11 protein-coding genes are annotated in these 12,722 nt (G+C 66.1%); 1 reads left to right on the top strand and 10 read right to left on the bottom strand.

Annotated features, from left to right (window positions below; translation table 11 throughout):
• Positions 1–90: 90 nt before the first annotated feature.
• Together GJV64_RS05575 and GJV64_RS05570 are read right to left on the bottom strand one after the other, a co-directional pair.
• Positions 91–723 carry a trimeric intracellular cation channel family protein gene (locus tag GJV64_RS05575; protein WP_164156290.1) on the bottom strand — a complete coding sequence of 211 codons (633 nt, stop codon included), beginning with the start codon at positions 721–723 and terminating at the stop codon, positions 91–93.
• The gene (locus tag GJV64_RS05570; RefSeq protein WP_164156289.1) at positions 723–1,379 is read right to left on the bottom strand and encodes a PepSY domain-containing protein; all 657 of its coding nucleotides are present in this window, start codon (positions 1,377–1,379) and stop codon (positions 723–725) included. The genes GJV64_RS05575 and GJV64_RS05570 overlap by 1 nt, the downstream gene beginning before the upstream one ends.
• A gap of 168 nt (positions 1,380–1,547) precedes the next feature.
• On the opposite strand from GJV64_RS05570, the gene GJV64_RS05565 reads away from it, so the two are divergent.
• On the top strand, positions 1,548–2,300 hold the full coding sequence (locus GJV64_RS05565) for an aminoglycoside phosphotransferase family protein (protein WP_164156288.1): 753 nt from the start codon (positions 1,548–1,550) through the stop codon (positions 2,298–2,300).
• A gap of 13 nt (positions 2,301–2,313) precedes the next feature.
• Here the strand turns inward: GJV64_RS05565 and GJV64_RS05560 are convergent, their stop codons facing one another.
• The 8 genes from GJV64_RS05560 to zapE all read right to left on the bottom strand — a co-directional run.
• Complete coding sequence (locus GJV64_RS05560; protein WP_164156287.1) at positions 2,314–2,685, bottom strand: cupin domain-containing protein; 372 nt, start codon at positions 2,683–2,685, stop codon at positions 2,314–2,316.
• A gap of 244 nt (positions 2,686–2,929) precedes the next feature.
• A complete protein-coding gene (gene lpdA / locus GJV64_RS05555) occupies positions 2,930–4,327 on the bottom strand; it encodes a dihydrolipoyl dehydrogenase (protein ID WP_164156286.1) in 1,398 nt (465 codons plus the stop codon).
• A 19-nt stretch (positions 4,328–4,346) separates the two neighbouring features.
• Positions 4,347–5,624 (bottom strand): 2-oxoglutarate dehydrogenase complex dihydrolipoyllysine-residue succinyltransferase, encoded by a 1,278-nt coding sequence (odhB, locus tag GJV64_RS05550; RefSeq protein ID WP_164156285.1) that lies wholly within the window; start codon positions 5,622–5,624, stop codon positions 4,347–4,349.
• Positions 5,625–5,639: 15 nt separating this feature from the next.
• Positions 5,640–8,450, bottom strand: a complete 2,811-nt coding sequence (locus tag GJV64_RS05545; RefSeq protein ID WP_164156284.1) for a 2-oxoglutarate dehydrogenase E1 component — start codon at positions 8,448–8,450, stop codon at positions 5,640–5,642.
• 99 nt (positions 8,451–8,549) lie between these two features.
• Positions 8,550–9,434 (bottom strand): succinate--CoA ligase subunit alpha, encoded by an 885-nt coding sequence (sucD, locus tag GJV64_RS05540; protein WP_164156283.1) that lies wholly within the window; start codon positions 9,432–9,434, stop codon positions 8,550–8,552.
• Complete coding sequence (gene sucC, locus GJV64_RS05535; RefSeq protein ID WP_164156282.1) at positions 9,434–10,633, bottom strand: ADP-forming succinate--CoA ligase subunit beta; 1,200 nt, start codon at positions 10,631–10,633, stop codon at positions 9,434–9,436. Before sucC ends, sucD begins: the two co-directional genes overlap by 1 nt.
• 22 nt (positions 10,634–10,655) lie before the next feature.
• A complete protein-coding gene (gene mdh / locus GJV64_RS05530) occupies positions 10,656–11,618 on the bottom strand; it encodes a malate dehydrogenase (protein ID WP_164156281.1) in 963 nt (320 codons plus the stop codon).
• Between the two features lie 107 nt (positions 11,619–11,725).
• Positions 11,726–12,722, bottom strand: a 997-nt coding sequence (gene zapE, locus GJV64_RS05525; RefSeq protein WP_164156280.1) for a cell division protein ZapE, incomplete at its 5' end; no start/stop codon positions are given.

Genomic DNA, 12,722 nt, shown 5'->3' with positions numbered 1-12,722 from the left:
CATGCAGGCGGTGTGCATGGCCTGCACCATGGCCGGCTCGCCACGCCCGGCCGCGGCGCGCGAAGGCAGGGGCTGGCTTGGCGCGCTCCTTCAGGCCTCGTCGCGGTAACCGGGCAGCGCCAGCCCGGTGGTGATGGCAATCGCCCTGAGGCCAAAGCCCGCCGCCGCACCGATCAGCGCCGCCGGCCACATCGAAATGCCCAGCAGGGTCAGGCCCACATAGGTCCCCGCCCCCAGCGCCGCCGCCGAAACATAGATTTCGCGCCGCAGCAGGATGGACGGCACGCCGGCCAGCAGATCGCGCACGATGCCGCCGAAGCTGGCGGTGAGCACACCCATCGCCACCGCGACGAGTGGCGGCACGCCGGCATTCAGGGCCTTGGCCGCGCCCAGCACCGAATAGGCGCCCAGCCCGATGGCATCGAACCACAGCAGCGCATCGAGGCGCCAGCGATCCGCCTTCAACAGCCAGACGCCGGCCGCCCCAGCCATGCAGATGCCGAGATAATCAGAACGGCCCACCCAGAACACCGGCACGCCGATCAGCAGATCCCGCAAGGTGCCGCCCCCGATGCCGGTGATGGCGGCAAAGAAAGCGAAGGTCACGATCGTCTGCTTGGACTTGGCCGCGGCCAGCGCGCCGGACACGGCGAACACCGCCACACCCGCCATGTCGAGCCCGGCCAGCAACGGTTCCAGAGGGATGGGCGGCGCAATCGCCATCAACGCCGCCAGAAATGCCGGATGGTGAGCAGCGCTCCGGATAGCACCACACCGAGCGACAGCAAGGTGGCGGCGATGATCAGCGGGTGGTGGGTGTTTTCGCGCTCCTGCCAGTCCATGATGTGCAGGCCCCAGAAGAGGTCATAGAAGCGCCACCACGGCGTGCGGACGGCGCCGATCTCGCCCTGGCTGTTGATGTAGACGCGCACATCATCGGCAAACTCCACGCGCCAGCCTGCCGTCTCCCGCCAGTCACTGGCCGGGCGCTGGGGCGTGATCGCCGTCACCGCCACCGGCCCGTTCATCATGGTGCCGGCGCGGGCAATGGCCTCGGCGTCTCTTGCGCTGATGCTTATCGTCTGGCCGGTGGCCGCATCGATGAGGCGCTTGCCGGCCTTGTCCGTCAGCTTCCACACCGGTTTGCCCAGCAACTGGCCCAACTCCAGCTTTTCAACGCCGGTCAGCGGCGGCAGCTGCGCCGGCATCGCCAGCGTCGCCGGTGCTTCCCTCCGCAACGTAGTGCCGCGCACTTCGTCCAGCGGGCGCACCACCATGACGAGACCGGATGCCACCCACAGGATGATCTGGATGCCCACAATGACGCCGGTCCACAGGTGGAGCCAGCGAACGGTGCGGGTGGCGCGGGGCGAGAGCATGGGTGCGCTGTAGCGATGCGCGGGCGGTGCGTCACCCCACTGCAATCATGGCTTCACCATGTTGCCCGCCACGCCTGCCCGCCCTAGGCTCGGAGAATGCCCCAAAAGCTTGGTGACATCATCGGCACAGGCGCAACGGCCGATGTCCACATCTGGGCGCCCGGACAGGTGCTCAAGCTGTACAAGCCGCGTTTCCCGCAGCTGCTTGCCCTGCACGAGCTCAACATGACCCGCGCCGTGTTCCGTGCCGGTGGTCCCGCGCTGGAGGTGCTGGGGACCACAACGGTCGACGGCCGCTTCGGCCTCATTCTCCCAAGGCTCGACGGCTCAAGCCTGTTGCAACTGGTGCGCGGTGGCGCCGTGACGCCTGATGAGGCTGGCAAGGTGCTGGCAGCACTTGCCCGTGCGCTGCACGAAGCCGCGCCACCATTGGAGGTCCCGACATTGGAGCAGACACTGGCCGGCCTCGCGCGCAGAAGTCCCGAACGGCTACCGGCAGACATCCTCTCCGCACTTGCCGTCCATCTTCGGCAAATGCCTGCCCGCCAGGCCCTTTGCAATGCCGATCTTCATCCCGGCAATGTGATCGTCAGCGCGCAGGGGCCCCGGCTGATCGACTGGCTGGGGACCGTTGCTGCCGTGCCGGCCTTCGATCTTGCCATGAGCCAGCTCATCATGACCGAACTCGTGCCGCACATGGCGGGTGACCTGAAGCGCACGCAGGATCTCAACACCGCCCTGCAACATGAGTATACGGCCAGGGCCGGCGTGACACCGGCGGCATGGAACGATGCGCTGGCCGTCCACCTCCCGGTGGCGCGCGCGTTCGCCTTGTTGACAGGGTCCTTTCCAGTGTTGCGCCCGCAGTTGCTTGCCAACGTGGTGGCCAGTCTGGTTTCAGACCCAGCGGAGCCTCGCTGAGCTGGCGGCCCAATCAGATGGTCCCCCGCGCCATGTACTCGATGCTGAACGGCTTGTTGGTGATGAACAGCGCGACCATGTCGCCATCGGCCGATGCACCATGCTGCATGTCTTCGCCTTCGGGGAACCACACGAAGGTGCCGGGGCCGAACTCGCCGCGGTGCGTTACCAGCCTGCCCTCCAGCACATAGATGCCGTGGCCGCACTTGTGGGTGTGATGCGGATTGGTGAAGCCAGCCGGATAGCGCAGCATCGACACGCTCATGCCGGTGTCGGGCTCGTCGAGCAGCGGCTTGACGAAGAAGGGGCGCCCGATCTGCTCCAGCAGCATCGGCATCCACGCGATATCGGATGGAGTGACCACCTCGATCCGGCCGTTGATCATTGGCGTTGCCTCCGTTTCGTTGGCGCCAAGCATGACCATAATGTTGCCGGATGCAAGGAACGGCCGGCGGCACAGCCGCCGAGTCCGTTTTGTGCGTCGAGGGAAGAAGGTAGAAGGAACAAGGGGTGTGGCGGAGCCACGCCGTCGGACGGCACACGAAAAAGGCGGTTGGAGAGCCGCCTTTCTCGGTCTCCGGCCGAGCTTGCCGGAGTTGGCGCGCGGCACGCGCGCTCGCCCGGCTGCGCTACATATGAATCGGCTTGCCCGTCACCGCCATCGCCGCCTCCTTGAGCGCCTCGCTGTGCGTCGGATGCGCGTGGCAGGTCAGCGCGATGTCCTCTGACGAGGCACCAAACTCCATCGCCTGCGCCGCCTGGGCGATCATCGTGCCGGCCATGCTGCCGATGATGTGAACGCCCAGCACGCGGTCGGTGGTGGCATCGGCCAGCACCTTCACGAACCCATCTGTGTCGCGGTTGGTCTTGGCGCGGCTGTTGGCGGCGAACAGGAACTTGCCGGCCTTGTAGGCGATGCCTGCGGCCTTCAGCTCCTCTTCCGTCTTGCCCACCGTGCCGACCTCGGGGTGAGTGTAGACCACGGCGGGGATGACATCATGGTTCACATAGCCTGCCAGCCCGGCGATGTTGTCGGCACAGGCCAGGCCTTCGTCCTCGGCCTTGTGGGCCAGCATCGGGCCTTCCACCACGTCGCCAATGGCCCAGATGCCGGGCACTTCGGTAGCGAAATGATGGTCGATGGGGATGCGGCCCCTAGAATCCAGCGCAAGCCCCGTGGCGGCAAGGTTCAGCCCGTCAGTGTTGGGGCGCCGGCCGATGGAGAGCAGCACCACGTCCGCCTCAATGGTCTCGGCGGCACCACCGGCGGCCGGTTCGACCGTCACCACCGCACCCTCCCCCTTGCGCGCCACACTGGTCACCTTGGTTGCGACCTTGAGCACCATGCCCTGCTTCTTCAGGATGCGGGCAAAGGCATCGGCCACCTCGATGTCCATCGCCGGCACGATGCGCGGCGCATATTCGACCACGGTCACTTTCGCGCCGAGGCGCCGCCACACGCTGCCCATCTCAAGGCCGATATAACCGCCGCCGATCACCACCAGGTGGCCCGGCACCTGCGGCAGGCTGAGTGCTTCGGTCGAGGTGACGATCACCTCCCCGTCCGGCACCATGCCGGGCAGCAGCGCGACCTCGGAGCCGGTGGCGATCACGAAGTTCTTCGCCGTGATGGTGCGGTCCCCCACCTTCACGCGTTTCGCATCGACGAAGCTGGCTTCGCCCTTCACCCACTCCACCTTGTTCTTCTTGAACAGCATCTCGATGCCGCCGGTGAGTTCCTTCACCGCCTTGTCCTTCTCGCTCAGCAGGGCGGAGAGGTCGAAGGCGACATTGTCTGCCTTGACGCCGAACTTGGCGAGGTGGCCGCCGGCCAGTTCCTCATAGAGGTGGCTGCCGTTCAGCAGCGCCTTCGACGGGATGCAGCCGACGTTGAGGCAGGTGCCCCCAAGGGCGGCGCGCTTCTCGATGCAGGCGACCTTCAGGCCATGCTGCGCGGCGCGGATGGCGGCGACATAGCCGCCCGGTCCGCCACCGATGATGACGACATCATAGTCAGGAGCGGCCATGGCGTGGCCCTTTCTTGTGTTACAGGTCGATCAGCAGGCGCGCCGGGTCTTCGATGGCTTCCTTGACGCGGACGAGGAAGGTCACCGCCTCGCGGCCATCGACCAGGCGATGATCATAGGAGAGTGCCAGATACATCATCGGCCGCACAACGATCTGGCCATCGCGCACCACCGGGCGATCCTCGATCCGGTGCAGGCCGAGCACGCCCGATTGCGGCGGGTTGAGGATGGGGGTGGACAGCAGCGAACCGAACACGCCGCCGTTGGAGATCGTGAAGTTGCCGCCCTGCAGTTCCTCGATCTTCAGCGTGCCCTTGCGGGCACGCTCGCCGAAATCGGCAATCGCCTTCTCGATATCGGCAAAGCTGCGGGCCTGCGCGTCCTTCAGGATCGGCACCACCAGCCCACCGGGCGAGGACACGGCGATGCCGAGATCGGCATAATCCTTGTAGATGATCTCGTCGCCCTCGATCGCCGCACCCACCGCCGGCACGTCCTTCAGCGCCAGCACCACGGCTTTCGCAAAGAAGGACATGAAGCCGAGGCGCACGCCATGCTTCTTCTCGAACAGGTCCTTGTAGCGGGCGCGGGCCTCGATCACCGCCGACATGTCCACGTCGTTGAACGTGGTGAGCATCGCGGCGCTGTTCTGGGCTTCCTTCAGGCGGCGCGCGATGGTCTGGCGCAGGCGGGTCATCCGCACCCGCTCTTCCTTGCGGGCGAAGGGGAAGGTGTCAAAGCCCCCCTTCTGAGCGAAAGGATAGCTGTCGGGGCCGCCCTGTGGCGCGGCGTTGGCCGGCGCCGCGCTCGGCTTCACCCGCGCCGTGCCGGCTTCGATGGCGGCCAGCACGTCGCCCTTGGTCAGGCGGCCATCCTTGCCGGTACCGCTAATGCTGGCGGGATCGAGATTGTAGCTGTCGATGAGGCCCCGCACCGCCGGGCTGATCGCTTCATAATCGCTGGTGCCGGTGGCGACGACCGGATCAGGCTTCGCCAGTTCCGGCGCGGCCTCTGCCACAGTGACAGCAGGCGCGGCAGGCGGCGCGCTGGCAACCGCTGCTCCGGCCTCGATGCGGGCGATCAGCGCGCCGACCGTCACCGTGTCGCCGGGCTTGAACAGTTGCTCGCCCATCACGCCGGCCACCGGCGCCGGCACTTCCACGGCCACCTTGTCGGTTTCCAGCGCCACGATCGGCTCATCGGCGGCGACCGCGTCGCCGGGCTGTTTCAGCCACTGGCCGACACTGGCCTCCGTGATCGATTCGCCCAGCGCGGGCACGATGACATCAACGCTCATGAGGATGCTCTCTTGCTATTTCTTGAGGCCGCGGCGGATGGCGGCCTTCACCTGTGTCGTGCTGGCGCCCAATGCTTCGGCCACCAGCTTGGCCTGTTCGGCATTGTGGCGCTTCAGCAAGCCGGTGGCGGTGGCGGCCGCCGGCGCGCGCCCAGCATAGAGCGGGCGGCGGCCGATCGCCTCTTCGATCAGCGGCGCCACGAAGGTCCAAGCGCCACCATTCTGCGGCTCTTCCTGGGCCCACACCACGGTTTCGAGATTGGGGAAGCGGGCGGCATATTCGGCCACCACGTCGCTCGGGAATGGATAGAGTTGCTCCACGCGCAGCAGATAGACATCGTCGCGGCTGTCCTTCTCGGCGGCGTCGAGCAGGTCATAATAGACCTTGCCAGTGCACAGCACGAGGCGCTTGACCACCTTGGGATCGCTGGGCTTCAGATCATCGAGGCAGCGGTGGAAGGTCGTGCCGGCACCCATGTCGGCGAGACGCGACACTGCACGCTTGTGGCGCAGCAGCGACTTGGGCGTGAACACCACCAGCGGCTTCCTGAAATCGCGCAACATCTGGCGGCGCAGCAGGTGGAAGAAATTGGCCGGGGTGGTGCAGTTGGCAACCTGGATATTGTCTTCCGCGCACAGCGACAGGAACCGTTCGACCCGCGCCGAGCTGTGCTCGGGCCCCTGCCCTTCATAGCCGTGCGGCAGCAGCATCACGAGGCCGTTGGCCCTGAGCCACTTGATCTCGCCCGAGACGATGAACTGGTCGATGATGGTCTGGGCGCCGTTGACGAAATCGCCGAACTGCGCCTCCCACAGGATCAGCGTCTTGGGGTCGGCGAGCGCATAGCCATATTCAAAGCCCAGCACGCCGAACTCGCTCAAGGGGCTGTCCAGCACCTCGCAGCGCGCGTCCATGGCGTTCAGCGGCACATAGCGGCTGCCATCCTTCTGGTCGGTCCACACCGCGTGGCGCTGGCTGAAGGTGCCGCGCCCGCAATCCTGGCCCGACAGCCTGACACCATAGCCATCCTTGAGCAGCGAACCGAAGGCCAGCGCCTCGCCGGTCGCCCAATCGACATTCTCGCCGCTGGCAAACATCTCGGCCTTGGCATCGAGGACGCGCGCCAGGGTGCGGTGGATATTGAAGCCATCGGGCACCGTGGTCAGCTGCTTGCCGATCTCCCGCAGCTCCGTCATCGACACGCCGGTCATCGCGGCGCGCCGGCTGTTGATCGCCTCCTTGGGCCGGCCCAGGCCCGCCCAGCGCCCACCGAACCAGTCCGCGGCATTGGCCTTGAAGCTGGCGGCGGCCTCGAACTCGTCCTCCAGCATGTTCACGTAAGCGTCGATCATGCCGCGATAATCGGCGTCGCTGATCACGCCCTCGCGGGTCAGCCGTTCGGCATAAAGCTCGCTCACCGGCTTCTTCTTGCCGATCACGGCATACATCAGCGGCTGGGTGAAGCTGGGCTCGTCGCTCTCGTTGTGGCCGAAGCGGCGATAGCACCACATGTCGATCACCACGTCGCGGCCAAACCGCTGGCGGAACTCGGTGGCGACCTTGGTGGCGAAGGTCACAGCCTCCGGGTCATCGCCGTTCACGTGGAAGATCGGCGCCTGCACGATCTTGGCAACGTCCGACGGATAGGGCGAGGAGCGCGCGAACTGCGGACTGGTGGTGAAACCCACCTGGTTGTTGACGACGAAATGGATGGTGCCGCCGGTATTGTAGCCGTTGAGGCCGGAGAAGCCGAAGCATTCAGCCACGATCCCCTGCCCGGCAAAGGCGGCATCGCCGTGCAGCAGGATGGGCAGAACTTGCGTGCGCTTCGTGTCGCCGATCATCGTCTGGATGGCGCGCACCTTGCCCAGCACCACCGGGTTCACCGCTTCCAGGTGCGACGGGTTGGGCACCAGCGACAGGTGCACCTTGTTGCCGTCAAACTCGCGGTCGGTCGAGGTGCCGAGGTGATATTTCACGTCACCCGAACCGCCAACATCATCGGGGTTGGACGAGCCGCCGGCAAATTCGTGGAAGATGGTACGGAACGGCTTCTGCATCACGTTGGCCAGCATGTTGAGCCGGCCTCGGTGCGGCATGCCGAACACGATCTCGGTGACGCCGAGCGCGCCGCCCACCTTGATGATTGATTCCATCGCCGGGATCATCGCCTCGCCGCCATCGAGGCCGAAGCGCTTGGTGCCGACATACTTGCGGCCCAGGAAGCGCTCATATTGTTCGGCTTCCACCAGCTTGTTGAGGATGGCGCGCTTGCCGGGCTGGGTGAAGTGGATCTCCTTGTCCCGGCCCTCGAACTTTTCCTGCAAGAAACGACGTTCCTCGACGTCGTTGATGTGCATATATTCAAGGCCGATGTTGCCGCAGTAGTTGCGCTGCAGGATGCTCACCAGTTCGCGGATGGTCGCCGTGGTCAGCCCCAGTGCGCCGCCGACATGCACCGGCCGGTCGAGATCGGCCTCGGCAAAGCCGTGCCAGCCGGGTGTCAGGTCGGCCGGCAGGTCGCGGGTGGCCAGGCCCAGCGGATCGAGATTGGCGGCCAGGTGCCCGCGCACCCGATAGGTGCGGATCAGCATCATGGCGTTGATCGAATCCTGCGCGGCGCGGGCAATCTGTTCCGGGCTGGCACCGGCTGCAGCGGCATTGGCGGCGGCGCGCCCGGCGGTGCGGCTGACATTCTCGGCAAACATGTCGGCGGCATCGAGGCCGCGGGTCAGATCGTCGCCGGGCAGGATCGGCCAGCTCGGCCGCGCCCAGCTTGGCCCGGGCCGATCTTCCGGGCCGGGCAGCAGGGCTTGGCTATCCATCACTTATGTCCTCAACTGGCATTCCTGCCCTGTTTAACGGCACATGGCGGCCCTGTCATGACAAACTGTCGCATGGCTGGCATGCGACAGCCGGTCAGGTCAGCCCTTCAGCACCTCGACCAGGGTTTCCCCAAGTAGCGACGGCGACGGCGACACTCGGATGCCGGCGGCTTCCATCGCGGCGATCTTGCTCTCGGCATCTCCCTTGCCGCCCGACACGATGGCGCCGGCGTGGCCCATGCGGCGGCCCGGCGGTGCGGTGCGCCCGGCGATGAAGCCCACCATCGGCTTCTTGCGGCCGCGCTTCGCTTCGTCGATCAGGAACTGGGCGGCCTGCTCCTCGGCATCGCCGCCGATCTCGCCGATCATGATGATCGACTGGGTGGCGTCATCGGCAAGGAACATCTCCAGCATGTCGATGAAGTTGGTGCCGTTCACCGGGTCACCGCCGATGCCGACCGCCGTCGTCTGCCCAAGGCCGACATTGGTGGTCTGGTGCACGGCTTCATAGGTGAGCGTGCCGGACCGCGAGACGACGCCGACGCTGCCCTTGCGGAAGATGTTGCCGGGCATGATGCCGATCTTGCATTCGCCCGGAGTCAGCACGCCGGGGCAGTTCGGGCCGATGAGGCGGGTCTTCGAGCCCTGCAGCGCGCGCTTCACGCGCACCATGTCGAGCACCGGGATGCCTTCCGTGATGCAGACCACCAGCGGGATCTCGGCGTCGATGGCTTCGCAGATGGCGTCGGCCGCACCGGGAGGCGGCACATAGACCACCGACGCATCGGCGCCGGTCGCGGCGCGCGCTTCGGCGACGGTGTTGAACACCGGCAGGCCGAGATGCGTGGAACCACCCTTGCCCGGCGCGGTGCCACCAACCAGTTTCGTGCCATAGGCAATGGCCTGTTCGCTGTGGAACGTGCCCTGCTTGCCGGTAAAGCCCTGCGTGATGACGCGGGTGTTTGCGTTGACCAGGATGGACATCAGGCGGCCTTCTTCACTTCGGCGACGATCTTGGCCGCCGCATCCCCGAGATTGTCGGCCGACACGATGGGCAGGCCGCTGTTCGCAAGGATCTCCTTGCCGAGTTCGACGTTGGTGCCTTCCAGGCGGACCACCAGCGGCACGGCCAGGCTTACCTCCTTGGCGGCGGCGATGATGCCTTCCGCGATGATGTCGCAGCGCATGATGCCGCCGAAGATGTTGACGAGAATGCCCTTCACCGCCGGGTCCTGCAGGATCAGCTTGAAGGCTGCCGTCACCTTTTCCTTGGACGCACCGCCGCCGACATCGAGGAAGTTGGCCGGCTCGGCGCCGTTCAACTTGATGATGTCCATGGTAGCCATGGCGAGGCCGGCGCCGTTGACCAGGCAGCCGATGTTGCCATCCAGCTTGATGAAGGCGAGGTCGTACTTCGAAGCTTCCACCTCGGCTGGGTCTTCCTCGGTCAGGTCGCGCAGGGCCACGAGATCGGGGTGGCGATAGAGGGCATTGCTGTCGAAACCGACCTTGGCGTCCAGCACCATCAGCGCGCCGGCGCCGGTGATGGCCAGCGGGTTGATCTCCATCTGGCTGGCATCGGTGCCGATGAAGGCGTCATAGAGTTTCAGGGTGATATTCTCGGCCTGCTTGGCGAGATCGCCCGACAGGCCCAGCGCGGCGGCCACGGCACGGCCATGGTGGGGCATCACGCCAGTCGCCGGATCGATTGTGATGGTGTGGATCTTTTCAGGGCTGTGGTGGGCCACTTCCTCGATGTCCATGCCGCCTTCGGTTGACGCGACGATGGCGATGCGGCCGGTGGCGCGATCGACCAACATGGCGAGGTAGAATTCCTTCTCGATATCAACGCCGTCGGTGACATAGAGGCGATTGACCTGCTTGCCGGCCGGGCCGGTCTGGATGGTGACCAGCGTGTTGCCCAGCATGTCGGTGGCGTGGGCGCGCACCTCGTCGGCGGTCTTCGCCAGCCGCACGCCGCCCTTGGCTTCGGGCGGCAGCTCCTTGAACTTGCCCTTGCCGCGGCCGCCGGCGTGGATCTGCGCCTTCACGACATAGAGCGGACCGGGCAGCTTCGCGGTGGCCGCGACCGCTTCCTCGACGCTCATCGCGGCATGGCCGGCCGGCACCGGAACGCCGAACTTGGCCAGCAGTTCCTTGGCCTGATACTCGTGGATGTTCATGTCCCTGTTCCCCGCTCGTGTCTCACGCCAGCGACGGATCAATGGCCCGGCACGCCGCGAGCAACTCCTTCACCGCATCCACGCTCACCTGGAAATTGGCTTTCGCAGCCTGCGACAATGTGATCTCGACAATGCGCTCCACTCCGCCTGCGCCCAGGATCACCGGCACGCCGACATAGAGATCAGACACGCCATACTGGCCGCTGAGGTTCACCGCGCAGGGTAGCAGGCGCTTCTGGTCATAGAGGTACGCCTCGGCCATCTCGATGGCGCTGGTCGCCGGCGCATAATAGGCGCTCCCGGTCTTCAAGAGGGCCACGATCTCGCCGCCGCCGCTGCGGGTGCGCTGCACAATGGCATCGATGCGCTCCTGCGTGGACCAGCCCATCTTGATGAGATCGGGCACCGGGATGCCGGCGACCGTGGAATATTCGATCACCGGCACCATGGTGTCGCCGTGGCCGCCAAGCACGAAGGCGTTGACGTCGCGCACGCTCACCTTGAACTCGTCGGCGAGGAAATGGCGGAAGCGGGCCGAATCCAGCACGCCGGCCATGCCGACGACCATGTGGTGCGGCAGGCCGGAGAATTCGCGTAGCGCCCACACCATGGCATCCAGCGGGTTGGTGATGCAGATCACGAAGGCGTTCGGCGCGTGGGTGCGAATGCCCTCGCCCACCGCCTTCATCACCTTCAGGTTGATGCCGAGAAGGTCATCGCGGCTCATGCCGGGCTTGCGGGCGACACCGGCCGTCACGATGATCACGTCGGCGCCGGCGATGTCGGCATAGTCGTTCGAGCCCTTTAGGCTGACATCAAAGCCCTCGACGGGGCCGCACTGCGCCAGATCGAGCGCCTTGCCCTGTGGCACGCCTTCCACCACGTCGAACAGCACGATGTCGCCCAGGGCGCGCTGCGCCGCCAGGTGGGCCAGCGTGCCGCCGATGTTGCCAGCGCCGATGAGGGCAATTTTCCTGCGAGCCATGGGAAGCCTCTTTGAGTCGTGCGAAAATGTCGCACCGGTGGATAGAAGCCCGCGGCCCGTTTCGCAACCGCAGCAAAGCCCTGTCCGCGCAAAACTGACAGTGCGTTTCAGTCACCATGCCCGAGGGCGAGATAGGCCGCCGACTGCATCTCCATCAGCCGGCTCACCGTGCGTTCGAATTCGAAGCTGCTGTCACCCGTCACATACAGCCCGGCCGGTTCGGCATCGGCCGCAGCCACCAGCTTCACCTTCTGTTCGTAGAGCGCGTCGATCAGGTGGATGAAGCGGATCGCCTCGTTGCGGCGCTCCGGCCCCAGCACCGGAATGCCGACGATGAAGATCGTGTGATAGTGGCGGGCGATGGCGAGATAATCGGCGGCGCCCAGTGGTTGCCGGCACAGGCGGGCAAAGCTGAACACCGCCACGCCCTTCAGCGACTTGGGCACGTGCAGGCTACGCCCGCCCGGCAGCGTCAGTTCGGCGGTGGGCACATGGGCGCGGTCTTCCACCGGATAGTCGGTCATTCGGAAGAAGGCGGCCGACAGCGCGGCGGTGGCCTCCGGGCCGTTGGGAACATGCCAGGTCTGCGTGCCGGACAGGCGCTGCAGCCGATAATCGGTGGGTCCATCCAGCGTCACCACGTCGAGCCGCTGCTCGATCAGATCGATGAAGGGCAGGAACAGGTGGCGGTTGAGGCCGTCCTTGTAGAGGTCGCGCGGCGGGCGGTTGCTGGTGGTGACAACGGTCACGCCCTTTTCCATCAGCGCGGTGAACAGGCGCGACAGGATGGCGGCATCGGCGATGTCCTTCACCTGCAGCTCGTCAAAGCACAGCAGGCGGGCGCCGGCCGCGATGGCTTCGGCCACGCTGATCAGCGGATCACTGTCGCCAGCCTGGCGGCGGGCATGGATGGCGCCGTGCACGTCGGCCATGAATTCGTGGAAATGCGCCCGGCGCTTGGGCGCCACGGTGGAGGCAGCAAAGAACAGGTCCATCAGCATGGACTTGCCGCGCCCCACCCCACCCCAGATGTAGAGGCCACGGGGCGCTGCGGGCGCCGCCCGCCCCAGCAGTCGGCCCAGCAGGCCGGGCTGCGGCGCCGGG

This window comes from Sandarakinorhabdus rubra (assembly GCF_010994245.1).
Taxonomy (GTDB): Bacteria; Pseudomonadota; Alphaproteobacteria; order Sphingomonadales; family Sphingomonadaceae; genus Sandarakinorhabdus; species Sandarakinorhabdus rubra.
This window is presented reverse-complemented; position numbering and strand designations above follow the sequence as displayed.

Excerpts from the sequence above, each read along its gene's own strand:
- odhB (WP_164156285.1), bottom strand. The coding sequence starts at position 5,624 with ATGAGCGTTGATGTCATCGTGCCCGCGCTGGGCGAATCGATCACGGAG.
- sucC (WP_164156282.1), bottom strand. The coding sequence starts at position 10,633 with ATGAACATCCACGAGTATCAGGCCAAGGAACTGCTGGCCAAGTTCGGC.
- lpdA (WP_164156286.1), bottom strand. The coding sequence starts at position 4,327 with ATGGCCGCTCCTGACTATGATGTCGTCATCATCGGTGGCGGACCGGGC.
- GJV64_RS05545 (WP_164156284.1), bottom strand. The coding sequence starts at position 8,450 with ATGGATAGCCAAGCCCTGCTGCCCGGCCCGGAAGATCGGCCCGGGCCA.
- GJV64_RS05560 (WP_164156287.1), bottom strand. The coding sequence starts at position 2,685 with ATGATCAACGGCCGGATCGAGGTGGTCACTCCATCCGATATCGCGTGG.
- mdh (WP_164156281.1), bottom strand. The coding sequence starts at position 11,618 with ATGGCTCGCAGGAAAATTGCCCTCATCGGCGCTGGCAACATCGGCGGC.
- GJV64_RS05575 (WP_164156290.1), bottom strand. The coding sequence starts at position 723 with ATGGCGATTGCGCCGCCCATCCCTCTGGAACCGTTGCTGGCCGGGCTC.
- sucD (WP_164156283.1), bottom strand. The coding sequence starts at position 9,434 with ATGTCCATCCTGGTCAACGCAAACACCCGCGTCATCACGCAGGGCTTT.
- GJV64_RS05570 (WP_164156289.1), bottom strand. The coding sequence starts at position 1,379 with ATGCTCTCGCCCCGCGCCACCCGCACCGTTCGCTGGCTCCACCTGTGG.